Here is a 23,477-nt window from a genome sequence, read left to right as displayed (position 1 = left end):
CGCCCGGGCCGGCGCCGTCACCGGCACCCCCGTGCCGAACGTGGCGGTATCCGTCGTGCGCACCGGCCCGGGAGCCTCGCAGCTGTGGCGCCGCAAGTCCGCGGGGCTCGTCGCGCGGGTCTTCCGTCGCCGGGCCGCGTCCTCCTCAACCGGGTCTCCCCGCAAGGCGGGCCAGGGCGGTCGCCGTCTCGTCGGCGGAGGCCGTGTCGCCGGCCGTGACGAACAGACGGTGGGCCTCTGTGAAGCGGGTATGGGCCTCGGTCAGTTCGCCGCACCGCTCCAGGGCCGTGGCGAGACCGGCGAGGGCCTGGGCCTGGAAACGACTGGTGCCGCCGTGGGTGACGGGGGCTATGACGGCGCGGAAGGCCCGCACCGCCTCGGGCCACCGCTCCAGGGCGAGCAGGTCGCGGGCTATCTGATGGCGCACGATGGCCTCGGCGAACTCCTGGAAGCCCGGCGCGTCACCGGCCCGGACGCCCAGCAGAGCCAGGTGGACGCTCAGTGCCTCCTCGGCGCGCCCGGCCTCACGCAGGGCGCTGCCGAGGACACGCCGGGAGACGGCCTGGCCCGCCTCGTCACCGGTGGTCGCGAAGAGCCTCACCGCGCTCTCGGCGGCCTCGGCCGCATCCGCCGGGCGGCCCAGGGACATGCAGGCCCCGGCGATGTACGTCGACGCCCATGCCTGCTGCGCGATGTCGCCCGCGTCCGTGGCCAACTCCAGTGCACGGCGGGCGTGTTCCTCGGCCTCCCGGGGACGGCCGTCGCTCACCGAGTACGTCCAGGCCAGGCAGTTGAGTTGGTGGGCCTCGGCCGACCGGTCGCCGAGCGCCGCCGCCGCGCGGACGCCGTGGGAGAACAGGGTGCGCCACTCGGGCCAGGAGTCCCAGCGGTCGGAGAACCAGTACAGCGTGCGGGCCGCGTGCAGAATCTCCCGGTGCCGGCCGGCCGCCGACATCACCGGCAACGCGCCTGACCAGTGGGCGCGTTCGGTGGTCAGCCACTCCTCGGCCTCGGCGGCGGACGCGGGGGTGAAGGGCGCGGGCTCGCCCTTCCACGGCTCCGGCGCGGTGTCCGGTGCCTCGAACAGGCGGCCGGCCGCCGAAGCCGAGCGCAACAGCCAGTCCGCGACCTGGAGGTGGACCGTGTCCGCGTCCTCCTCCTCGTCCCGCAGCCGCTCGCGGGCGAAGAGCCGTACGAGATCGTGCAGGGCGTATCGGTGGGGTGTCGTCTCCTCCAGCAGGCCCCGGTCGACCAGCAGGTCGAGGGAGGCCTCGGTGGTGAGCGGGTCCTCGCCGTCGAGGACGGCCGCGAGGTCCGGGCCGGCGTCGTGGCCGGGCAGCAGAGCGAGTCGGCGCAGCAACCTTCGGTGAGGAGGCGTGAGTTGGCCGTACGACAGGGCCAGTGCGCTGCGGACGGCGAGGTCACCCGCCACCAGTCCGCTCAACCTGCTTTCCTCGTCGGTGAGTTGACTTACCAGTCGGGCCGGGGTCCAACTCGGGCGGCTGGAGAGGCGGTTGCCGACGATCCGCAGGGCCAGGGGAAGGTGGCCGCACAGTTCGGTCAGCCGCTTGATCACTTCCGGCTGGCCGTCGGTGCGCGGGGCGCCGAGGATCCGTTCCAGCAGCCGCGCCGATTCACCGCCGCTGAGCCCGCCGAGCCTGATCCGCCGGACGCCTTCCAGTCCGGCCAGCGGCCGCCGGCTGGTGACCAGCACGAAACTGCCCTCCGCGTCCGGCAGCAGCGGTCTGGTCTGACGCTCGTCGGCCGCGTCGTCCAGGACGACCAGTGCCCGCCGGCCTGCGAGCGTGGCACGGTAGAGCGCCTCCCGGGCGACCGGGTCCACCGGGATCCGGTCGGGCGGATGTCCGAGCGCTGTGAGCAGGCGGACCAGGGCCTCGGCAGGGGGCAGCGGGGAGTCACTCATGCCGTGCAGCTGGACGCACACACAGCCGTCCGGGAAGGCGTCCGACAGCCTCCGTACCGCCTCCGCCGCCAGTGTCGTCTTGCCCTGCCCGCCCGGCCCGAAGAGCACCACGGCCCGCGTCCGGGCCCCGCCGGCGAGGGCCGCCAGGTCCGCCAGTTCCTGTTCCCGACCGGTGAAGTCCGGGACTGTGCGCAGGAGGTACGGCGTTGTCGGCGCCCCTCCGCGTTCCCGGCCGGCGTCGGCCAGCCGCTGGAGGCGCTCGCGCTGCTCGGCGTCGAGACGGAGGGCGGCGGCGAGCGCCTCGACGGTACGGCGCTGCGGTCCTCGGCTGCGGCCGCGCTCCAGGTCACCGAGGGCGCGCACGCTCACTCCGGACGCCTCGGACAGCTCCTCCAGGGTCAGCCGGGCGGCCTTGCGCAGGGAGCGGAGTATGCCGCCGAAGGCGGTGCCGCCGGGGGAGGTCTCGGACTGCGGGGGTTCAGATGTGTGACTGGTCATCACGCCAATTAGAACAAGCGTTTTCTACTTCCGCCTGCACTTCTGCCTGGCGGGCGCGGGCCGCCCCTGATGAGCTGGAGGCTCCCTACGACAAGGACGTCCGACATGCCGTACATCACCGTTGGCCAAGAGAACAGCGCGCCCGTCGAGCTCTACTACGAGGACCACGGCACCGGACAGCCCGTCGTGCTGATCCACGGGTACCCGCTCGACGGCCACTCCTGGGAGCGCCAGGTCCCGGCGCTGCTGGAGGCCGGCCACCGGGTCATCACCTACGACCGCCGCGGCTTCGGCCGCTCCTCGCAGCCGACCACGGGCTACGACTACGACACCTTCGCCGCCGACCTCAACAAGGTGATCGAGGAGCTGGACCTGACCGACGCGGTCCTGGTCGGCTTCTCCATGGGCACCGGCGAGGTGGGCCGCTACCTGGGCACGTACGGATCGGGCCGGATCGCCAAGGCGGCCTTCCTGGCCTCGCTGGAGCCCTTCCTGCTCAAGACCGACGACAACCCGACCGGTGTCCCCCAGGAAGTCTTCGACGGAATCTCGGCCGCGGTCACCAAGGACCGGTACGCCTACTTCACCGCCTTCTACCAGGACTTCTACAACCTGGACGAGACGCTGGGCAGCCGGATCAGCGAGGAGGCCGTGCGCAACAGCTGGAACGTGGCCGCGGGTTCCTCGGCGCACGCCTCGGTGGCCTGCGTACCGACCTGGATCACCGACTTCCGGGCCGACGTGGCGAAGGTCGACGTACCGTCGCTGATCGTGCACGGCACCGGCGACCGCATCCTGCCGATCGACGCGACCGGACGGCCCTTCCACGCACTGCTGCCTTCCGCCGAGTACGTCGAGATCGAGGGCGCCCCGCACGGGCTGCTGTGGACGCACGCGGAGGAGGTCAACGCGGCGCTGCTGGCGTTCCTCGCGAAGTAGTTCCCAGCGGCGGGACACCCCCTGAAGCGGTCACCGCCGGCGGCCCGGCCTAGCGCCGGGTGGCGATGACCGCCTTCACCCACCGCATCCATGCCCGAGCAGAAGGCCAGGCCCGGTGTTTCCGAAAGTTCCGCTAGCATTCCATATGAATGCTTTTGGGCTAATGTCCGAAAAGGGATGAACATCTTTCGGAGTGGCGCATGTCCCGCAAGGGCCCCGCGTACGACGGCGACGAGCTGCTGGCCAGACTCGGCTCGCTGACTTCTCGGGCGCGTGAGCACGCGGAGCTACAGCGCTCCCAGGTCGAGCTGGCCATTGCCCTGCAGCGCGGCATGCTTCCCGCGGAGATGCCCACCGCGCCCGGCTACCACCTCGCGGTGCGCTACGCACCGGCCTTTCATGGCCTGAACGTGGGCGGAGACTGGTACGACGCCTTTCGCCTCCCGGACGGCCGGATCGGGCTGTCCATCGGGGACGTCCAGGGCCACAACATAGAGGCCGCCGCCTTCATGGGGCAGGTACGTGTCGGGCTGCGTGCCCTCGCCTCGGTGACAAGCGAGCCCGGCGAACTGCTCGCGCGGACGAACGACCTCCTCCTGTCCCTCGGCACCGATCTCTTCGCCACCTGCACTTTCCTGCGCCTCGACCCGACCACCGGCGTACTGGAGAGTGCCCGCGCCGGGCACATCCCCCTCGTCTGGGCGACGGCGGACGGCAGGAGCGGTATCGGCGGCGACGAGGGCGGTCCGCCGCTGGGTGTCCAGGCCGGCACGACCTACCCCGTCACCTGTTACCGGCTCACCACGGGCGGCGTGCTTGTCCTGCTCACGGACGGTGTGGTGGAGGGGCCGTCCATGGAACTCGGTCAGGGGCTGGACCAGGTCGTGCGACTTGCCGGGGTCGCCGCTGTGGCGGGCATGGACGCCGGTGCGCTCGCCACCGCCGTGATGCGGGGCGCGGACCAGGTGGGACATGAGGACGACGCCGCCGTGCTCGTCGTCGGGTACGAAGGGGCCGAAGCTCAGCCGTAGGGCGGCATGCGGCCGCTCCCGCCTCGCCGGAGCGGCGGCCTCGGTGTCTGATGGCTGGTGTGGTGGGTACCGAGAATCTGCGCCGGGACGGCGTCTTCGCCCTCCAGACGCTGGCCGTCGCCGGTTGCTACTACGCCGCGGGACGACTCGGACTTCTCTGGAACCTGGCCGTCGAAGGGGCGGTGTTCACTCCCATCTGGCCGCCGACCGGTATCGCGGTGGCCGCTCTGCTGATCTTCGGGCTGCGCGTCTGGCCCGGAATCACACTCGGAGCCCTGCTCGTCGTCGTGCACCTCACCTCGCTCAGGCCCGAGGTGCTCGGGAACCTGGCCGGCAACACGGCCGCACCTGTCTGCGCGTACCTGATGCTGCGTGCGGTGGGCTTTCGTACCGACCTGAGCCGGTTGCGGGACGGCCTGGCGCTGGTGTTCCTCGGGGCCCTGACCGGCATGCTGATCAGTGCCACGGTGGGGGTCGGCATGCTCGTGATCACGGACCGGCTGCACACCCACAGCTTCTGGGGGGTGTGGCTGGCGTGGTGGGTGGGCGACGCGATGGGCGTCTTGATCATTACGCCGCTTCTGCTCGTGTTGTACGAGGCACGCTGGCCCCCGCCTCTGTCCCGTTGGCTGGAGGCCACAGCGCTGACGATCGTCACCTGCGGCGTCATGCCGCTGGTCACCCACAGCAGGCTCAGCGTGCTGTTCCTCGTCTACCCTCTGCTGATCTGGGCTGCCCTGCGCTTCCAGCTGGTCGGCAGCATGCTCTGCGCTCTCTTCGCGTCCGTCATGGCCACTGTTGCCGCAGCGGAGGGAGCAGGGCCTTTCAAAGGCTTGAACCAGATTGAGATGATGATCAAACTGCAGGCGTTCAACGGCACCATAGCCCTGACCGCCCTGCTCCTCTCGGCTGTGATGACCGAGCAGCGCAACACCCGGCGCTCGGTGGAACGGGCCTGCCAGGAGCTTGTCGAGGTCCTCGAACATCTCACCGCGGGGGATGCGGCACGCGGCAGGCCCATGCGGCCGAAGGGGGAGGCGGAGACCGACGACGGGCCCCGGCAGCAGGAGAGAGGACATTGAGCCTCGCCCCTGCGGCATGCCGTGATGCCCGGTGCGGCTCACTGCCCAGTCGCATGCCGCGTCGCCCGGTGTGGCTCACTCGGGACGCCGCCCTACCGGCGCGCGCCGGTAGGGCCCTCGATGCGTTCCGTGCCGTTCTCGGCGCGGCGGCGGGTCAGTGGTCGGAGTAGCTGAAGTCGCCCACGGTCCAGGCGCTGACGTCCTCGATCGCCACGCGGTACATCCCGCCCGTCTCCGGGATCCCCACAGTGCCCTGCAGGATCCGGGCGACATGGAAGTGCAGATGCGTGGGCGGCCCCTCCTCCTTCACGGGGGTGTCGAAGACGGCGGAGAAATCGCCGAGGTCGGAGGAGTCCGCCAACACCTCCGACACCCGCTGCCTCCACACGGCTTCGGGAGCCAGGCGACCGGTGATGACAGCACCACCGGTCACCACGGTCAGGGACATCTGATTACTCTGCCCGGACTCCACACGGGCGGCGATATCTACGATCAGCGCGTCAGGCTTCGACATGAGATCGGATTCTACGCACCGACCCGCTCGGGCAGGCCGAGTGGTGGCCCTACCTGGCAGAACGGGCGCACAGGGCGCTGCTGCCGGCGACCCGGAGGTGGACCTTGGTGGCGGGGGCGCCACTGGCCGAGTCGGCTTCCAGGCGCTCGTGGGATGAAGGTCGTCGACGCGTTTCACGCGATGAAGGCCCGCAGACCAAGACCGGGACCGGGGGCCTGGAGCCACTAGACGTTTCAGCTATAGCCGAAAGGGAGTGCGCGACGGTGGCCCGGGGGAGTCAGCGGGCGGTGAACCGCAGGGCGGGGCGGGGCAGTTGGCCGGTAGCCTGAGGATGTGGCTGAGCCCTGGACCGAGCAGCTGGACGACGGAGACCGCTACCGGCCCGACGGGGGAGACCTCTGGCTGGGGTGGCGCCCGAGCGGTGGGGCTGCCGTCGATCGCTAGGCAGCTGCCGAACACGTCCGCGAAGCCTGCCGAGCCCGCGACGGCGTCTGTTTGACCTGCCCTACGGTGACGCCACCGTCATAGCCCTCAGGTACCCGCGAGCCGGAGTGGGCGCCTTACGTGGCAGCCGAGGAAACGGACCTGGTGACGGCCGCATGAACGGGCGGACAACCCGCAGTTGGCGTAACGGCCTTTGTGACACCAGTGACAGGACCGCGACAAAAAGGCCCACAACTGTCAGTGGGGCTTTCCGGTCTCACTCTGCGTGGACGGCAACGACCGGCCGTCCCGATATGGCAGCAACAGGGGGAACACCATGAAGTCGATCCGCAACAAGGCAGTCACCGCCGGCGCCCTCGCCGTCCTGGCCCTGGGCGGCACACTCGCCGCGACCACACCGGCCTCGGCCTCCACCACAGGCGCGTACAACGGAGCGTGCGGCGAGGGGTACGAGGTCTTCATGTCGACCCCGATCAAGTCCTCGCAGACCACCGTGGCCGCCACCACGTACGTGGCCTACAGCTCCGCGGACGAGCAGTGGTGCGCGGTGACCGTACGCAACAAGCCCGGCGCCCGCGTGTTCATGGAGGTCACCCTGGACACCTGGCCGACCAGCAGCGCCCCGGCGAGGGACGCCGGCTCCTACACGACCTACGCCGGCCCGGTGTACAAGGACCTCCCCGAGGCCGGCCAGTGCATGACCTGGAGCGGTTCGATCGACATCTACTACAACTCGGACAACGGCCTGTGCCCGTGACCTGACGGCAGCCGACGTGGTCGACCTTCGGATCGGCTACGCCCATGACATCCAAGCTGAGAGCCCCCCGGCGCGGCCGGGGGGCTCTCAGCTCTGGCTACGGGTTACAGGTCCTGATCCGTGACGTCAGAAGGCTTGGGCAGGCTCAGCCCGTACCGGCGCAGCCGCCAGAGGCCGAAGACTTCGCTCCCGTCGACTGCGAAGTCCACATTGATCTCGGTGGTGCTGTCAGGGTTGCTGCGCAGGCGGCAACGAGAGGTAGAGGCGAGTGCCTTGCGGGCGGAAGCCGACGCGTTCGTAGACGCGGCGGGATCCTTCACCGGAGTACTCCAGCCAGACTGAACCGGCTCCCTGGGCGAACATCGCTTCGCTGAGCACGGCGGTGACGGCAGCGGCGATGCCGCGGCCGCGGCAGGCGGGGCGCGTGCCGACGCCGGTCAGCTCTGCGGTGTTCTCGGCAGGAGGGGAGCAGGACGCCCCGCCGGCGATGCCGCCCCGTGGGTCGCGCACAAAGCGCACTGCGCCGCCGCTCTGCTGGGTGTGACGCAGCCGGGCCGCACCCTGTGGGGAGGGGGTGAAGAGGCCACCAAACGCTTCGGCCAAGGCGGCGTCGAGCTCAACGAACTCCTTGTCGGTGGTCGGGATCTCCACCTGCGGGGAGTCGGGGGACTGGGGGAGCACCAGCGTGCGGGGTGTGCAGACGAGGTATTCGTGCGCGGCCTCGGTGCCGAAGCCCGCCGCCCGCAGGGCCGGTGCCACGGCGGGGGCGGCCTGGGGCACGAACTCCAGCCGTGGCAGCAGACCCCGCTCCCGGAAGGCCCCGATCAGCGCGGCGACGTCCCGCGCCGTTGGTGCCGCGCCGGGTAGCGGCGTCGCGTAGTTCAGGTAGGGGTTGTCGGTATCGGGGGTGAAGCCGGCTACGAAGCCGCCGGTCTCGACGACCACGGGACGGCGGCGGAGGTTGATGACGGCAAAGCTCTGGACCTGGGTGTCCATGGTGGGTATGACCTCACGGAGTCTCTGGATGAGCCCCTGGTGAACTTGGGAAGTCCGGGGCGCGAGAGCGGCGATGCGTCAGGCATCGCGTCGTGGGGTCGCCGTAGGCAACAGCGTGGCCGGCTGGGCTGCCGCGAAGCGGGGCTCAGGGCCGACGGCGACCGCTGGGGGGCGCCGAGCACATGGACTTCGTTCCTCACCGTGAGTGTGTCTGCGGGGTCGCAGAGTGCGGTACACCCTTCCACGGCCAACCGCCGTGGACAAGCAGTTATTTTCGCTGCGGTCCAGGGGGGGCCGGTCTCCCCGGAGCCACCCCCGCCGCAGGCTCAAGGCCGGGCTGGGACTTCAGGCGCTCGCGCACCACTGCCGCCCACCAGTGACGGCCGCTGCTCCCTCAGCGACGGTTACAGCGGGGCTCAGCCGGGTCCGACACCCCGCTCCGCCACATCACCGTCCCTGCTGACGAGCCGGTTTCACCCCTGCAGTACAGGATGAAGCGGCTCACTCAGGAAGAACTGCCCCTGACGTGTCTGCCGCTCAGGTCTGTGACCGGTCGCACGGGCCCTTCACAACCTGGGCGGGCCGGCTACCGGTCTGACCGGGCGGGCGGCACCGGCGGGCCTCACTCCGGCGTCAGGGCGCCGGTCCGCAACAGGGCCAGTCCGAGGGGGGTGATGAGGTGCAGCACGGACCTGCCTCGGCGGCTGGTGGTGATGAGGTCCGTGTTCCGCAGCACGGTCGCGTGCTGACTGGCCGCCGCGGCCGTGACGTTGAGGCGGCGTGCCAGTTCGGCCGTCGTGCAACCCTCCGCTGTCACCCGCAGGGCGGCAGCTCGCGTGCGGCCGAGCAGAGACTCCAGGTTCCGGGCGGGGGAGTCGTCCGCTTCGCCGGGGCCGGTCAACGGCCGGCGGAGGGCCGGTACGGTCAACCGGGGAGACTGGGTGTTGTCGAGCGGGTCCCACAGAAAGCTGACCGGGAGCTTCGAGAAGACCGTGGGCGTGATGATCAGCCCCCTGCCCTGGAGGCGCACCTCGACCCGGCGCGGGTAGGGAGCTTCGAGCACTGGCGGACGCCAGCGGACCAGTGGTGCGCAGATCGACCGCAGCAGCAGATCGGTGCCTCCTTCCAGGACCAGGTTCGCGCAACGGGTGGACAGCGCGACCAACTCGGCCCGTCCCCGGTGCCAGTAGGGCTCCACGGCCAGCCGATGACAGGCGCGCACGGCTTCGGCGAGCTCCCGCCGCGCGTCCCGGTCTCCTTCGGACACGCGTCTGGCCCAGGGCAGGTGTCCGGGGTGGAAGTCGAGACCTTCGAACTCGCGTCGCAACCGGGACACCGGGGCGTGGAGCAGGTTGTCCACGGCGTGGTCCAGAGAAGACACGTCACCCATCAACGCCAGCAGATCAAGCCCGGGGCCGCGCACCGGAACCAGGGACGTCAGGGGGCGTGTGTCGCTTCCCATCCGGCCCGCGACCGCTGAGCGCCATGACCGCAGGTGAAGAAGATCTCGCGTCTCCCTCAGCAACTCCAGGCTGTAGTAGATCTCCGCTGCCACACCGATCGTCGCGGCTACCCGGGTCCGGGCGAGGTCCTCCGCCGTGAAGTGGATGCGTAACACCAACCGTCCCCCCTGCCACCGCGACAGCGCGACAGCGCGTGTGAGCGCACCCCAGGATGCCCCACCTGGCACACCCCGAGAGGCACGCCCGAAGGGAAGCTGTACGCAGTCTTCACACCCGGGGCCGCCCAATCCGCGCCGCCCACAGCCGGGGGAGGGCCGGGCGGAGACGACTGTCGTGTCCGGTGAAACACACCCTGCTCGACGCGCCTCGCCCGCAGGCACTGTCCGACTGATCGGGCGGCCCGACCGCTCGCTGTGCCGTTCGCGGGGGACTACCTCATGGTCAAGGCCGCGAAAATCTACCTTGGCCATAGTAGACATTGGAGATCCGGCCAGTTATGGTTTCTCTCGTAGCCGAGATCTAGAAGGGCCCGGCAGAGATGAACTGCCGGGCAGCAGTACGCAGGACGGTGCGGCAGTGGAGCTCCGAAGCCAGGGTTGTTGCATGACGGCGACGGGACTGACGGCCGGACCGGGTGGCCCGCGGTGATCAGGGGCTGCCACGAGCAGGACCGCAGTACCAGTTCGGTAAGTGATTGATCAGAGGGAAGAACGGAGGAGCCGAGCGCCATCAGGATCGCCCGGACGAGTAGTGGGTCCGGGTACCGCAGGACATCGATAGTGAGGTGGTCTCCGGTCACGCATTCGCGATCCCCGCATCCCCGGCAGTCTTCAGGCCAGGCACGCGGAAACAGAAGGCCGGCGCATTACTGGGCCGGCAGATGGTGTAGATAGTTCCTTCGGGGTCCTGGTGCCGATGGCACCAGGACCCCTCCACGTGTTCCACAGAGAGGTGCGATGACAGCAGACGACTCGTTCGGGCGTCTCGATGACGACGACTACCCCGCCTACACCATGGGCCGGGCCGCCGAACTGCTCGGCACCACCCAGGGCTTCCTTCGCGCCGTCGGCGAAGCCCGCCTCATCACCCCGCTGCGCTCCGCAGGCGGACACCGCCGCTATTCCCGCTACCAGCTGCGCATCGCCGCCCGGGCCCGCGAACTCGTCGACCAGGGCACGCCCATCGAGGCCGCCTGCCGCATCATCATCCTCGAGGACCAACTCGAAGAAGCCCAGCGCATCAACGCGGAACACCGCCGCGCGGCCGAAGCGTCCACGTGACCCGCAGCCTGAGGCAGTGCGTGGTCATTGCCTCAGGGGAACTTGCAAGTTCCCCCAAGTTCCCCTTCGCCCACGTCTCCCGGCGTGGGCGTTGTGCTGTCGTGCGCTGTGCTGCTGGATCAGATGGTCACCTTCGCCTGCGCATGTCGCGGGAGGTGCACTGGTCAAGCGGGGGTGCGTGCCGGGCGGAAAATCGCCACTGGAATAAGCGCTCTTTGAGCGCGTAAGGGCGACCGCTGTTCCTGAAACGCTGCGCTTCGGGTCGGTCAATATCTATGGCCGCGAGGTGAGGATTTGCCGCGTCGCGCAGAAAATATTGTCGCTGGGACGGTCGGGGCCGGGGCATTTACCGGACTCGGCCCGCCATCTCATGCTACTGTTGATCTCAGTTGCAGTTGTGGTTCCCAAAAACTTCAAACGCCTTCACCGTCATTTCAGCCGGTGGCGGTGTTTTTTTGGCCGGTCGTTTCCCGGACGGGGCATCATCGCGGCGACCCGGTTTCCGTGCATCGCGGATCCCGGCGTACTGCCCAAGAGGAGATATGACATGGCTTCAGGCACTGTGAAGTGGTTCAACGCGGCCAAGGGGTTCGGCTTCATCGAGCAGGACGGTGGGGGTGACGACGTGTTCGCCCACTTCTCGAACATCGCCGCCCGTGGCTTCCGCGAGTTGCTCGAAGGTCAGAAGGTCTCCTTCGACATCGTGACGGGCCAGAAGGGCCCGACGGCCGAGAACATCGTTCTCGCCTGACGCTGACGCGTACTCCGTAGCTGGGGCCCGCACTCCGAGGGGTGCGGGCCCCAGCTACGGACATTTCCCGCAGTGGTGCGACCTGCGGGACGAGAAGCGTCCGCGGTCCCTTGTCCAGGGACGGGCGCCTCGTCGAAGGCGCAACCGGTAGGGGCCCGGGATTTCACGTCCCGATGGCATCAGAAATTCTACCGATGCAATTCGCGCCAGATCTATCGCACTCCTCATGCTTTTTCGTATTCATTCGGTCCGGTCTTGTGATTCCCAGCGCTGCTTTCGCTGCGGGAATTCCTTGATACGTGCCGTATCAAGGAAGGTTCTCAATGAATTTTGCACGTACCAATGACCGTTCTTCCCGTCGCAGCCGCGGCGAGGTCCCCGCTTTCGGCTCCGGCGGCGGCACCAGGCGCGGCAGCCGTTTCGCATCGTCCGCCCCGAGCCGTTCAGGGGGTCCGAGCCGTTCGGGCGGCTACGGCCGGCGGCCCGCAGCGGTTCAGGGGGAGTTCGCGCTGCCCAAGACGATCACTCCCGGGCTGCCCGCGGTCGAGGCGTTCGCCGACCTCGACATGCCCAAGCAGTTGCTGGCGGCGCTGACCGCGCACGGCGTGAGTGTCCCGTTCCCGATCCAGGGCGCCACCCTGCCCAACACCCTCGCGGGCCGAGACGCCCTGGGACGCGGACGCACCGGCTCCGGCAAGACCCTCGCTTTCGGTCTGGCCCTGCTGGCCCGCACCGCGGGCCAGCGCGCCGAGCCCCGTCAGCCGCTGGCCCTGGTCCTCGTACCGACACGCGAGCTGGCCCAGCAGGTGACCGACGCACTCACCCCCTACGCCCGCTCGGTGCAACTGCGTCTTGCCACGGTCGTCGGAGGAATGTCGATCGGCAGGCAGGCCCACGCGCTGCGCAACGGTGCCGAGGTCGTCGTCGCGACACCGGGCCGGCTCAAGGACCTCATCGACCGCGGGGAGTGCCGGCTGAACCAGGTCGCGATCACTGTCCTGGACGAGGCGGACCAGATGGCCGACATGGGCTTCATGCCCCAGGTCACCGCGCTCTTGGACCAAGTCCGCCCCGAGGGCCAGCGGATGCTGTTCTCCGCCACCCTCGACCGCAATGTCGACCGACTGGTCCGCCGCTACCTCACCGACCCGGTCGTCCACTCCGTCGACCCGTCCGCGGGTGCGGTCAGCACGATGGAGCACCACGTGCTGCACGTCCACGGCGCGGACAAGCACTGGACGACGACGCAGATCGCGGCACGCGAGGGCCGAGTGATCATGTTCCTGGACACCAAGCACGCCGTCGACCGGTTGACGCAGGATCTGCTGAACTGCGGGGTGCGGGCCGCCGCCCTGCACGGTGGCAAGTCGCAGCCGCAGCGCACCCGGACCCTGACCCAGTTCAAGACCGGGCATGTCGGCGTGCTCGTGGCCACGAACGTCGCCGCCCGCGGCATCCACGTCGACAACCTGGACCTGGTCGTCAACGTCGACCCGCCGACCGACCACAAGGACTACCTGCACCGCGGCGGTCGCACCGCCCGCGCCGGCGAGTCCGGCCGTGTCGTCACCCTGGTCACCCCCAACCAGCGCCGCGAGATGACCCGTCTCATGGCCGCCGCCGGCATCGTGCCCCAGACCACGCAGGTCCGCTCCGGCGAAGAGGCACTCAGCCAGATCACCGGCGCCCAGACGCCCTCCGGCATCCCCGTGACGATCACCGCGCCGGTCGCCGAGCGGCGTCAGCGCGGCACGTCGCCGTCACGCGGCCGTCGTAGCCCCGCCTCGGCCGCCCGACGCAAGACCCGGCAGTCCACGTTCAACGCGGCGGCGTAAGGACTTCGTGTTCAGGTTCAGCACCCTGGCCCACCTCTGTAGGAGGCACGTTTTGACGATGGTTCAGATGCAGCCCCGCCCGACAGGCACCGACGTCATTTCGAGGACGGTGGCCGACGCCATGGACACCGCCGGTCCGCAAGTGTGTGACGACATGACCGTCGAGGTGGCCCTGTCCGTCATGGCCAGCGCCCGCACCACACACCTGCTCGTCTGTGACAACGACGGCGTGTGCACCGGACTTCTCACCGAGGCACAGCTCACCGCGGTCCGCGACAGCGCCGTGTACACGGACCGGGTCCAACTGCGGGACATCGCCGTCGACCCGGGGCCTTTCGCCTCTCCCGTGACCACGATGGTCGAGGCCGAGCATGCGATGCGCTACCGCAGCCTCCATGCACTGCCCGTGGTGGATGAACAGGGCAACGCCCTGGGCATCCTCGCCCTCGCCCGGTGATCCGCCTCAAACGCGGCAGAACCATCCCTTCGTTCTTCTCCCCTGTGAGGCATCATGCGCTGTGTCATCGCCCGATTCCCGTTCGACCTGACCAAGAGCGGTGTCCTGGAATCGATGAAGGGCGTCAAGCCTGAGCAAGCCATCGGGGCGTCCGTGATCATCGGCCGTCGCACCTACCCCGTCAAGCAGGTCGGGCAGGTCATCACCCGCCAGGACCGCCGAGACTTCAGCGTCGACGAAGTCCTGCGAGCCATGACCCAGCTCGGCTTCACCTGCCGCGACCTCTCCCAAGTCGCCACACCGGCGCGCGTTCTCAGCCCGTTGCAGAAGGCTTCCGCGATGCTCGGGGCCCCGGCAGCCGTGTGACCGACGTTGCAGCAGGGGTGAGCTTCGCCGCCATCACCGAGTAGTGGTGACTGCTGCCGAGGGCTGGAGTCCGTGGAGGGTGCCCTCGCGGAGCAGCACCCGCTTCAGCCCCCGAGGCGGTGTGCAAAGGTCGAGCAGATCTGCCAGGTGCAACACCCGCCCGTCGAAGCCCGGGAGGGGGACATGGAGTGGCTGTGTCCACCGGGCGGGGATGGCGTCCAGCCCGTAGTACGCCCCCGCGAGGCCTCCGGTGACCGCGGCGACGGTGTCCGTGTCGCCGCCGAGGTCGATCGCCGCGCGTATCGCGTCCTCGAAGCCTGCGGTGGTGCGCAGGGCCCAGACGGCGGAGCCCAGGCAGGGCCAGACGGCACCGTTGAACTCGGTCGCCTGATCGGGGTGCCAGTCAGGCGCGAGGACGGTGGCGTAACGGCCGCGGTGGTCGGGGTGGACAAGGGCCAGGATGTCCGGGAGCGCGGCGAGGGGGTCGGTCTCCTCCCACGTGAGGCGGACGAGTTCGTGGAAGATCGCGGTGCCCTCCCAGGCAGCGCGGTCGCCGTGGGTGAGGGCGGCGATCCGGCGTGCCGCCTCCGTGGTGGCTTCTTGGCCGGCGGCCGCGAAGTAGACCGCGGAGGTCGACGCCCGCATCAAGGAGCCGTTTCCCGCTGCTCGTTGGTTCACCTGGAAATGGATGGCGGCGGCGAGGTCCCAGGACATGCCGTTGGTCAGGACGTCTTCGGTCTGCAAGCCGATGTCCTTCGGCTCTGACGCTGCCCACCGCTGGAAGCGGCCGAAGATGTCCGGCAGATCCAGGCCACCCCGCTCCAGCAACGACTCCGCGACCAGGACGGCCATCTGCGTGTCGTCGGTCGCCTCGCCGGGCTCCCAGCCGCCGCCTCCGCACATCTCGCCACCGGCACCAGGCACGGGAAACCGCGCGGAGAACACTCCCTGGGGACCGAACTCGAATGGGCCGCCCAGGGCGTCACCCACCGCCGAGCCGACGACCGCGCCGGCGGCTCGCTGTATCCGCTTCATGCGCGGAGGCTATCCGCGCCCCGCCCCGCCCCGCCCAGCCGCGCCTACGGCCGCACGGCCCTGTCGCGTTCCTCGGCTCCCCGAACCGTCGGCGGCGGATGCGTCTCGACTACGGAGGCGCACCGGCTGAGACACCCGCACAGGTCACCCACTGTCCGCGTCACAGCCCAGCGCTGGTGTCGTGCGCGCTGGTGTCCAGGTCGCCCACCGTTACAACAGACCTCACCGGACCCGGCGCCGGCGCGGGATCCGGTGAGAGGTCTGAGCCGATACCGGTGATCAGGCCGCGACGAGTTCCTGCTCCTGCTCGCGAACCGGTGCCTTGGCCTTGGGCTTGCTGTTCGGCAGCGAGAGCCGGATGACCTTGCGCCACGCGGAGAACACCTGCTTGGGCAGGGGACCGGTGACGTACTCCAGCTCGTACTTCTCGAACAGCGCGCGCACCTTCACCGCGACCTCGGCGTAGCGGTTGCTCGGCAGGTCCGGGAACAGGTGGTGCTCGATCTGGTGCGAGAGGTTGCCGGTCATGAAGTGCATGGCCTTGCTGCCGCTGATGTTGGCCGAGCCCATCATCTGGCGCAGGTACCACTGGCCGCGCGTCTCGCCCTTGATCGACCGGCGCTCGAAGACCTGTACGCCCTCAGGGAAGTGCCCGCACATGATCACCGAGTGGGACCAGATGTTGCGGACCAGGTTCGCGGTGAACGTGGCGGCGAGCGTGGTGAGGAACGACGGGCCCGACAGCGCCGGGTGGATCACGTAGTCCTTGAGCACCTGCTTGCGGATCTTGCGGCCCACGGCCCTGGCCTGCGCGCGGAACTGCGGGTCCTTGCGGCGGCGCTTGTTCAGGTTCTTGCCCAGCTCCAGGTCGTACGCCGCGATGCCGTACTCGAAGAAGCAGGCGTTGATGAAGTTCCACAGCGGCTGGCCGAGGTGGAAGGGGTGCCACTTCTGGTCCTCGTCGACGCGCATGATGCCGTAGCCGAGGTCGTTGTCCTTGCCGAGCACGTTGGTGTACGTGTGGTGCAGCTCGTTGTGCGAGTGCTTCCACTGCTCGGCCGGCGATACGTGGTCCCAGTCCCAGGTGGAGGAGTGGATCTTCGGGTCCCGCATCCAGTCCCACTGGCCGTGCAGGACGTTGTGGCCGATCTCCATGTTGTCCATGATCTTCGCCACGGACAGCCCGGCAGTGCCGACCAGCCACGCGGGCGGGAAGAACGAGAACAGCAGCACGCCCCTGCTGGCCAACTCGAGCTTGCGCTGCGCCGAGATGACCTTGCGGATGTAGGCGGCGTCTTTCTCACCGCGGCTGGCGATCACTTCGTCGCGGATCGCGTCCAGCTCGCGGCCGAGCTCCTCGATCTGCTCCGCGGTCAGGTGGGCGGTGGGGTCGATAGCGGTCAAGGTGTTCCTAACGTTCGATGTCGCAAGGGCCCGCGGCAGCGGACACGCAGGTCTGGATGAGGACGCCCGGTTCGGCCTCGGTGATCTCGCCGGTGCGCAGGTCGCGGACGGCGCCCGCCTTGAGCGGCGTGATGCAACCGAAGCAGATGCCCATGCGGCACCCCGACGGCATGAGCACTCCGGCCTCCTCACCGACGTCCAGCAACGGCGTCGCACCATCCGCGTCAACCGTCTTGCCGCTGGTGCTGAAGGTAATCTCGCCGCCGTCGCCGGTGACGACGATGCTGGGGCGGAAGCGTTCGATGTGCAGGCGCTCTGGGACGCCGTGTTCGCTCCAGTGCTTCTCGGCGGCGTCGAGCAGGCCCGTGGGCCCGCAGGCCCAGGTCTCACGCTCGGCCCAGTCGGGCACGAGTTCGTCGAGACGGGCGATGTCGAGCGTGCCGTCCGTGTCGGTGTGCACCTCGGTGAGCCGCAGCTTGTTGTCCGCGACCAGGTCATGCAGTTCGTCGCGGAAGATCACGTCCTGCGGCTGTGGCGCGCAGTGGACCATGACGACGTCGTCGAACGCGGTGTCGCGCAGCATGCCCATCACAGGCGTGATGCCGCTGCCGGCCGTCAGGTAGAGCACCTTGGCGGGCTTGGCCGGCGGCAGCACGAAGTCGCCGGTCGCCTGGTCGAGCTGGATCAGCGTGCCCGGTTTCGCCTTGCGGACCAGGTGGTTGCTGACCTTGCCGTCCGGGATCGCCTTCACGGTGATCGTGATGCGACCGTCCGGGCGGTTCGTCGGCGAGGTGATGGAGTAGGCACGCCACAGGCGCACGCCGTCGACGTCGACCCCGATCCGTACGTACTGACCGGGCGTGTGGCCGCGCCAGCCCCGTCCCGGTCTGATCACGATGGTCGCGGCGTCAGGCGTCTCGGGGTGCACGGCCTCGATGCGCCCGCGAAGGTCAGCGCCCGCGCGCAGCGGGCTGACCAGGTCGAGGTAGTCCGACGGCAGCAGCGGCGTCGTGACCATCTCGAGCAGTTTCCACGCCCTGCTGCGGAGGGCTGTACTCGTCATGTCTCCAGCTTGCTGCGCTTCAGGGCGTAAAGTCCTGTCCGTAGGACGTAAATCTGGACGGCGGAATTGTTCGCAGGGAACAAAACATGAGTCATGCGATCCAGAGGGCCAGCGAACTGGCCCTGGATGAGACGACGGTCGCGGCACTTCGGGCCGCGGTGAGGACCACCGCGGACGAGGTCGTCCAGGCGATCATCGACGAGGTCCCTTCTTACGCCAACGCCCTCTCCGGCCGCATGGGTGGCACCATCCGCAGAGCCGTCCGCACCGCTCTTGGGCACTACCTGGACCTCGCGAGCGGGAACGCCACGGGTGGCGACGCCGGTGACGCGGCCTACGAGCTGGGCCGCGGTGAGGTCCGCGACGGCCGTTCGATGGACGCGCTGCTCAGCGCCTACCGCGTCGGCGCCCGAGTGGCCTGGCGATGCCTGGCGGCGGGTGCTGTCCCCGCGGGCCTGCCCGCCGCCGAGGTCGCCAAGTTCGCCGAGCTGACCTTCGCCTACATCGACGAGCTCTCCGCCGCGAGCGCCGCGGGCCACGCCGACGAACTTGCCGCCCGGGGCCGGGCCCAGGAGCGCCACCTGGAACACCTGGCCCGCGACCTCCTCATCGGCGCGAGCCCGGACGTGCTGCTGGCCTCTGCCCAACGGGCCGGCTGGCAGCCTCCCCTCTCGCTGACCGCGGTGCTGCTGCCCGCCGCCCAGGCCCGGCCCGCCTACCGCGTGCTCGATCCGAGCACTCTCGTCCTCGACGATCAACCGGACGCCACCGGTGTGCTGCTCGTTCCCGATGCCGACCGATCGCATCTGCTGCGGCAGTTGACCGACCGCACCGCCGTGGTCGGCCCGGCCAGGCCGTGGACTCGTGCGTCCGCCTCGTACGCACGAGCGGTACGCGCGCGTTCCCTGTCCCCCGACATCCGCGACACCGAGGACCACTTGCCCGAGCTGGTGCTGAGCGCCGACGCGGAGGCGTTCGCGGACCTGCGTGCCCGAGCCCTCGCACCGTTGCGGACCGTGCCCGACGCGACCGCGCGGCGGCTGGAGGAGACGTTGCGGGAGTGGCTGCTGCACCAAGGCAGGCGGGAGGAGGTGGCGGCGGCGTTGTTCGTCCATCCCCAGACCGTCCGGTACCGCATGTCGCAACTGCGGGAGCTCTTCCCGGACCTCGCCTCGCCGCAGCGGGTCCTTGAACTGACGCTGGCCCTGGGCCTCCGGGACAGCTGACGCGTGCCGCATGAGCCGGCTGATGGCACCGAGGGCGAGGTGCATCCGCTGGACCGCTCACCGACGCGGTTGTGGACGGACGCACAGACAGGCGAGGCCTCGGAGGCCCGCCGGGCCCCTGACTCCCGTGGACGACGCCCATCGGCCCGCTCCGGCGCGCTCCGCCGGCGTGCTGCGGGGCCCCCTGTCTATCGGGCAGCCGGACGTCCGACCGGTCGGCCCGGCGTGGCGCGCGAGAGATGATGGGGGCGACATGACGGAACGCGAGGTCAGGAGCTTCCATGGCGAAGGCGGTTCACCGACCCCGTGAGGACGCGGAGTTCGATTTCATCCTCGGGATGAGCGCGGTTCCGGTCCTCGCGTACTTCACCGGGACATGGCCCAAGGCGATCGAGCCCTGCCGGGTGATGAACCTCGTCGTGGGTGACATCGCCGACCACTACGCGGGCCGTCTGACGACCGTCCGCACCGACATCACGCGTTGCCCGGCCGCGACCACGCGATACGGCATCACCGGAGCCCCCTCCTACGTCCTGCTGAAGGACGGAGAGGCGGTGGCGCACGGGATGGGGCCCATGACCACCGCCGAGCTACGGGAGTTCCTGGACGGCCACATCTGAGTGGCCGCTGCGGCTCGCGTCCCTTGCCACCGCTCACGTCGGCCACTTCCTGGCCCGCCTCCTGCGTCGGCAGACGAGGCGCGCAGTCTGTGGACCTGTCGCGCCCCCACTTACATCCCGTTCTGGTCGGGCACGCACATGACGTGGTGAGCCGGTACGACGGGCTCAACAGGTGGCGGATCGAGTCCGCGGACCCGCACAGCGACGATGTCCGTGGCGATGAGGGAAGGGCCCGGGAGCTTGGTCAATCGCCATCTGAAGGGCTCTGGGACGTCCTTGGCGGGCAGTTCGACCGTACTGAGGCTCACCCAACGGTCGTAGTTGGTCGGGTACACGCGGATCGGTGCTCCGCACTCGGGGCAGGTGGGCGGCTCGATCCATGACGTGTCGTCGGGGTCAGGCTCAGGTCTTGGTGCGGCTGTGGCGCCGTCGGCTTCGGCCATCTCGTTCGCGAGGATGTTCCAGCACCGCGCACAGAGTCTCGCCATGAGGTCGATCCGCCCTCGATCGCGCACCGTCGGGCTTGCCTCACCGCAGCGATCGCATAACCCCTCTTGATCCCTCAATGCCCCCATGTGTTCGAGTGTGAGTGAATCTGACCGGATCGCAGTAGGTGGCGATTCGGCCTCGTTTGGTGACTTCTCACCGGTGAGGTCGACAAGGCCCTGTCGATCGCTGCGCGTACGCCGGGCGGGACGGGGGCGCGTCGAGCGGTGTTGTCACCCGGGAGGCTGAATTGCACGTCGGGTGTGGGCGGATGGCGCATAAGGGCGGGCGGGTGAGGAGATGCAACGGGGGCGGGGTTGTGGCTGACAGCAAGGAGAGCGCAGGTGGATGCCGTTGCGTTCAGTGCCGATTTCTCCTCGGAACGACAGTGGGTCGCGGGCCGGTCCTGGGCCTATCCGGACGGAGGGCCCACGAATCCGGGCGACAACAAACTCGATCACCTCACGGCCGACCCCGCCTATTCCCGGACGGGGACGTTCAGGGCCCGACGCAGGGCGGACGGCTTGTGGGACGCCGGGCTGCTGACTACGGAGGAGAGTTCCGAGGGGTTCATGGTGGCCACCGGGGACCACCTGGACGCCACCGTACGGCTCCCTACCCGGCTGGGTGCCTGGCCCGCCATTTGGACCTGGCGGGACGGCGGCAACGAGGTCGACGTCTTCGAGTACCACCCCGACAACCCAGACCTTCTGGAACTGACCAACCATGTACGGCAGAGCCAGAGTTACGTTCGCCACGACGCGGTGCGTCCGGGAGCCGTCCTCGATGTGGGCGTGACCTTCGGCCGACGCAGTGTGGTGTGGACCCTCGACGGGGAGCGGATATTCGCCGACGGACGCGGCGTGGGATCCGACTGGCAGGCCTACCTCATCGTCAACCTGTCGGTGTGCGCGGGCCGTTACCACCCCGCCCCCGAACCCGAGACCACCGAGATGTCCTTCGAGGTGCGCCGTCTCGTGGTCACCCGGCCGTTCGGGGGTGTTTCGGACGACCCGGCGGAGGCGGACTGACCCGTGGTGCCTCGTCGGGGGAGACCTGACCCGGAGGCGCCTGGGTGATCAAGGCTTCGCGGCGACTTGTTGGCCGCGTGCAGCCGCGCGCACCCCGCGCAGCGGGCGCGCGCACCGGTCGGTCAGCCCGGCCTCGTCAACCGCGCGCCATGTGAGGCGCCTTTGGTAGGGCCTATTACGAGGTCTGCTGTCGGCGCTTCAGTGCTCGAAGACCGCGGTCGCCACTGGTACTGCCAGCAGCAGGCTGAGTCCGATCAGGGGCAGGCGGTCCAGCCACAGGATGGCGGCGAATTCGCGCAGTGTCGCGGCCAGCCAGTAGGCGGGTGAGGTCGGCGCGCCCACGACGTGCACGGGCACGCCGACGCGGCGGGCCAGCAGGGTCGTGCGGTAGACGTGGAAGCCGCTCGTGACCACCGTGGCACGGTGGCCGGGAGTGGTGCCGTCCACAAGGGCCGCACTGAAACGGAGGTTCTGCCCGGTGTTGACGGAACGGTCTTCCCGCACGATCCGGTCGGCGGGCACTCCGCGTCCGCGCAGATAGTCGGCCATCGCGTCCGCCTCGGAGCGGACCTCGTCGTTGCCTTGGCCGCCCGAGACGACGAACACCGCACGCGGCGTGTCCGGTGCGCGGGCGGCGTCGATCGCGAGGGCGCGCTCCAGCCTGCGTGTCAGCAGGGGGCCGGGCCCCTCGCCGTTGAGCCCGGCGCCCAGGACGACGACGTGGGTGGTTTCCGGCAGGGGGGTGCTACGGCCCCGGACGAACACGTAGCCGGCGAAGACAAGGAAGAGCAGAGTGAGATATCCCGCGGCCGCGTTCACCGCGACCACGAGGGCACCTAGCGCCTCGCCGTCGACCGCGTAGAAGACCGCGTCCAGGCCGAGCACCGCCAGCACCGCGCAGCCGGCGGCCCCGGTCGCCAACAGGGCTGCCTGCGGTCCGTAGCGCCGGACCAGGAGGACGCCGTCGGCCAGCAGCAGCAGGCCCAGCGCGAGCGCCAGGAGCAGGGCGGCGACGGCGAGGACGGTGGCGATGGTCGGGTGGGCTGCCGCGCTGCGACCGGCCACGCCCAGTCCGGCAGAGGTCACCGCGAGGCAGAAGAGGACGGCGGTGGAGAACCGGTGCGGTGCCAGCAGAGCGTTGACGCCGCCGCCCGCGGCGAACACGACCGCTGCGAGGTACTCCGGGTACTCCAGCATGTGCCGCACCGCTCCGCTCTCCCGCCCGTCTCTCGTCGTCCGCAGATTCCCGGACCCGGTACGGACGGCTGCCGGCCATCCTCCCAGACCTGCTGCGGTCCGCCGAACGCGGGCGGGCGGTGGCGCGTTCGGCGGGACTGGCACGTCGTGCCGGTGCCGGTGCCGGTGCCGGTGCCGGTGCCGTATTAGCGGCGGTGGCGAAAAGCCGAGTATGCATCTTGCGGTGGGCGGGGAAACGACAGGCCGGGCGTCAGGCCCTGGCCCGCCCTTTTCTTTATGGCCTGGTTTCTGTGGAAGGTCAGCCGGCAGTGTCACTGCGGCGCTGCCGAAACCACAGGGTGATGTATCCCGCGAGGGCGAAAGTGAACAAGACCGACATGGCGATACGCAGGATGAGCCATGGCTGTCCGTCGGGGTCCCACAGTGCCTCTGCCAGATTGAGAAGCAGTGTGAGGCACAGTGTGACCAAGAGAGCAGTCTTCGCCCACGCGGCCTGCTGTCGTGTGGCTTCCATCAGTGATCTCTCACTCCGTGACCGAGGAATAGTCGCTGGTGGAGCAGCTTTTGGCCGACCGGGTCGGGCTGTGCCTGGCGACCGGCTGGCACCGCGGGGACTTCGTGTTCCAGCCCGGCCACCTCGCCGAACTGCCCGTGCCGAACACCGTCCTGATGTTCATCGGCAGCCTACTGTGCGCGTACCGCTCCGAACTCGTCCTGCTGGTGAGCGGCTGGCTGCTCGGCGGGCCCGTGGGCGTCGGTACGGTCTGCTTCCTCGTCGTGGTCGACCTTCAGATGCCCCACTGTGGCCCGCGTGAGCGGGAGCAGGGTGGGGCGGTGGGCCCGCTAGGGGCCATCACGGTCCCCCTCGGGCCGTCTGTGCCCGCGCACACGGCTCGTCCTGACCCGTTGTGCGCGGGTCTCGCGATGCCGAGGAGTCCTGGACCACGTGTCGGGCGGCTGATGGCATGACCGCCATGTCAGCCGCATCTGTCGTCGCGCAGTCCCGGTCCGCGCGTACGCGACCCCCAGGCCGCGCCCTCGCCGTCACTATGTTCACTGGTCCGGAACGGGACGTTCT

The 23,477-nt window shown here is 69.5% G+C and carries 22 protein-coding genes; 13 read left to right on the top strand and 9 right to left on the bottom strand.

Going from position 1 to position 23,477, the window contains the following annotated elements; translation table 11 throughout:
- Positions 1-145: 145 nt before the first annotated feature.
- On the bottom strand, positions 146-2,422 hold the full coding sequence (locus ACZ56U_RS24025; protein WP_469086041.1) for an ATP-binding protein: 2,277 nt from the start codon (positions 2,420-2,422) through the stop codon (positions 146-148).
- A gap of 105 nt (positions 2,423-2,527) precedes the next feature.
- Here ACZ56U_RS24025 and ACZ56U_RS24020 point away from each other — a divergent pair, with 105 nt between their 5' ends.
- The 3 genes from ACZ56U_RS24020 to ACZ56U_RS24010 all read left to right on the top strand — a co-directional run bounded on the left by ACZ56U_RS24020 (position 2,528) and on the right by ACZ56U_RS24010 (position 5,474).
- On the top strand, positions 2,528-3,361 hold the full coding sequence (locus ACZ56U_RS24020; protein WP_469086040.1) for an alpha/beta fold hydrolase: 834 nt from the start codon (positions 2,528-2,530) through the stop codon (positions 3,359-3,361).
- Positions 3,362-3,561: 200 nt separating this feature from the next.
- A complete protein-coding gene (locus tag ACZ56U_RS24015) occupies positions 3,562-4,392 on the top strand; it encodes a PP2C family protein-serine/threonine phosphatase (protein ID WP_469086039.1) in 831 nt (276 codons plus the stop codon).
- 59 nt (positions 4,393-4,451) lie between these two features.
- On the top strand, positions 4,452-5,474 hold the full coding sequence (locus ACZ56U_RS24010) for an MASE1 domain-containing protein (protein ID WP_469086038.1): 1,023 nt from the start codon (positions 4,452-4,454) through the stop codon (positions 5,472-5,474).
- 154 nt (positions 5,475-5,628) lie between these two features.
- Here ACZ56U_RS24010 and ACZ56U_RS24005 read toward each other — a convergent pair whose 3' ends face one another.
- Entirely contained in the window at positions 5,629-5,988 is a 360-nt protein-coding gene (locus ACZ56U_RS24005; RefSeq protein WP_469086037.1) for a hypothetical protein, read from the bottom strand.
- 760 nt (positions 5,989-6,748) lie between these two features.
- On the opposite strand from ACZ56U_RS24005, the gene ACZ56U_RS24000 reads away from it, so the two are divergent.
- Entirely contained in the window at positions 6,749-7,189 is a 441-nt protein-coding gene (locus ACZ56U_RS24000; protein WP_469086036.1) for a hypothetical protein, read from the top strand.
- Between the two features lie 228 nt (positions 7,190-7,417).
- On the opposite strand, the gene ACZ56U_RS23995 is transcribed toward ACZ56U_RS24000, so the two are convergent.
- Together ACZ56U_RS23995 and ACZ56U_RS23990 are read right to left on the bottom strand one after the other, a co-directional pair.
- Positions 7,418-8,185 (bottom strand): GNAT family N-acetyltransferase, encoded by a 768-nt coding sequence (locus ACZ56U_RS23995; protein ID WP_469086035.1) that lies wholly within the window; start codon positions 8,183-8,185, stop codon positions 7,418-7,420.
- A gap of 622 nt (positions 8,186-8,807) precedes the next feature.
- Entirely contained in the window at positions 8,808-9,575 is a 768-nt protein-coding gene (locus ACZ56U_RS23990; protein WP_469086034.1) for an ArsR/SmtB family transcription factor, read from the bottom strand.
- A 1,029-nt stretch (positions 9,576-10,604) separates the two neighbouring features.
- Here ACZ56U_RS23990 and ACZ56U_RS23985 point away from each other — a divergent pair.
- From ACZ56U_RS23985 to ACZ56U_RS23965, 5 genes are all read left to right on the top strand, one after another.
- The gene (locus ACZ56U_RS23985; protein ID WP_469086033.1) at positions 10,605-10,928 is read left to right on the top strand and encodes a helix-turn-helix domain-containing protein; all 324 of its coding nucleotides are present in this window, start codon (positions 10,605-10,607) and stop codon (positions 10,926-10,928) included.
- A 547-nt stretch (positions 10,929-11,475) separates the two neighbouring features.
- Entirely contained in the window at positions 11,476-11,679 is a 204-nt protein-coding gene (locus ACZ56U_RS23980; RefSeq protein WP_469086032.1) for a cold-shock protein, read from the top strand.
- A gap of 323 nt (positions 11,680-12,002) precedes the next feature.
- On the top strand, positions 12,003-13,514 hold the full coding sequence (locus tag ACZ56U_RS23975; protein ID WP_469086031.1) for a DEAD/DEAH box helicase: 1,512 nt from the start codon (positions 12,003-12,005) through the stop codon (positions 13,512-13,514).
- Between the two features lie 52 nt (positions 13,515-13,566).
- A complete protein-coding gene (locus tag ACZ56U_RS23970; protein ID WP_469086030.1) occupies positions 13,567-13,971 on the top strand; it encodes a CBS domain-containing protein in 405 nt (134 codons plus the stop codon).
- Between the two features lie 54 nt (positions 13,972-14,025).
- A complete protein-coding gene (locus tag ACZ56U_RS23965) occupies positions 14,026-14,337 on the top strand; it encodes an SCO5918 family protein (protein ID WP_469086029.1) in 312 nt (103 codons plus the stop codon).
- Between the two features lie 33 nt (positions 14,338-14,370).
- Here ACZ56U_RS23965 and ACZ56U_RS23960 read toward each other — a convergent pair whose 3' ends face one another.
- The 3 genes from ACZ56U_RS23960 to ACZ56U_RS23950 all read right to left on the bottom strand — a co-directional run bounded on the left by ACZ56U_RS23960 (position 14,371) and on the right by ACZ56U_RS23950 (position 17,839).
- Positions 14,371-15,372 carry an ADP-ribosylglycohydrolase family protein gene (locus tag ACZ56U_RS23960; protein ID WP_469086028.1) on the bottom strand — a complete coding sequence of 334 codons (1,002 nt, stop codon included), beginning with the start codon at positions 15,370-15,372 and terminating at the stop codon, positions 14,371-14,373.
- Between the two features lie 279 nt (positions 15,373-15,651).
- Positions 15,652-16,776, bottom strand: coding sequence for a fatty acid desaturase family protein (locus ACZ56U_RS23955; RefSeq protein WP_469086027.1), 1,125 nt, complete (start codon positions 16,774-16,776; stop codon positions 15,652-15,654).
- A gap of 7 nt (positions 16,777-16,783) precedes the next feature.
- Positions 16,784-17,839: a ferredoxin reductase gene (locus ACZ56U_RS23950; protein ID WP_469086026.1), complete on the bottom strand. Its 1,056-nt coding sequence runs from the start codon at positions 17,837-17,839 to the stop codon at positions 16,784-16,786.
- A gap of 86 nt (positions 17,840-17,925) precedes the next feature.
- Between ACZ56U_RS23950 and ACZ56U_RS23945 the strand changes: the two genes are divergently transcribed.
- Positions 17,926-19,065: a PucR family transcriptional regulator gene (locus tag ACZ56U_RS23945; protein WP_469086025.1), complete on the top strand. Its 1,140-nt coding sequence runs from the start codon at positions 17,926-17,928 to the stop codon at positions 19,063-19,065.
- Between the two features lie 281 nt (positions 19,066-19,346).
- Positions 19,347-19,685, top strand: coding sequence for a thioredoxin family protein (locus ACZ56U_RS23940; RefSeq protein ID WP_469086024.1), 339 nt, complete (start codon positions 19,347-19,349; stop codon positions 19,683-19,685).
- Positions 19,686-19,795: 110 nt separating this feature from the next.
- On the opposite strand, the gene ACZ56U_RS23935 is transcribed toward ACZ56U_RS23940, so the two are convergent.
- Complete coding sequence (locus ACZ56U_RS23935) at positions 19,796-20,128, bottom strand: DUF6083 domain-containing protein (protein WP_469086129.1); 333 nt, start codon at positions 20,126-20,128, stop codon at positions 19,796-19,798.
- Positions 20,129-20,515: 387 nt separating this feature from the next.
- Here ACZ56U_RS23935 and ACZ56U_RS23930 point away from each other — a divergent pair, with 387 nt between their 5' ends.
- A complete protein-coding gene (locus ACZ56U_RS23930; RefSeq protein ID WP_469086023.1) occupies positions 20,516-21,202 on the top strand; it encodes a beta-glucanase in 687 nt (228 codons plus the stop codon).
- Positions 21,203-21,400: 198 nt separating this feature from the next.
- On the opposite strand, the gene ACZ56U_RS23925 is transcribed toward ACZ56U_RS23930, so the two are convergent.
- Positions 21,401-22,399, bottom strand: a complete 999-nt coding sequence (locus ACZ56U_RS23925; protein WP_469086022.1) for a YdcF family protein — start codon at positions 22,397-22,399, stop codon at positions 21,401-21,403.
- Positions 22,400-22,951: 552 nt separating this feature from the next.
- On the opposite strand from ACZ56U_RS23925, the gene ACZ56U_RS23920 reads away from it, so the two are divergent.
- Positions 22,952-23,368 carry a hypothetical protein gene (locus ACZ56U_RS23920; RefSeq protein WP_469086021.1) on the top strand — a complete coding sequence of 139 codons (417 nt, stop codon included), beginning with the start codon at positions 22,952-22,954 and terminating at the stop codon, positions 23,366-23,368.
- The last annotated feature ends 109 nt before the right edge of the window (positions 23,369-23,477 follow it).

The organism is Streptomyces sp. NPDC034103 (assembly GCF_055575395.1).
Note: the sequence above shows the minus strand (reverse complement) of the source record. Positions and strands in the feature narration are given on the sequence as shown.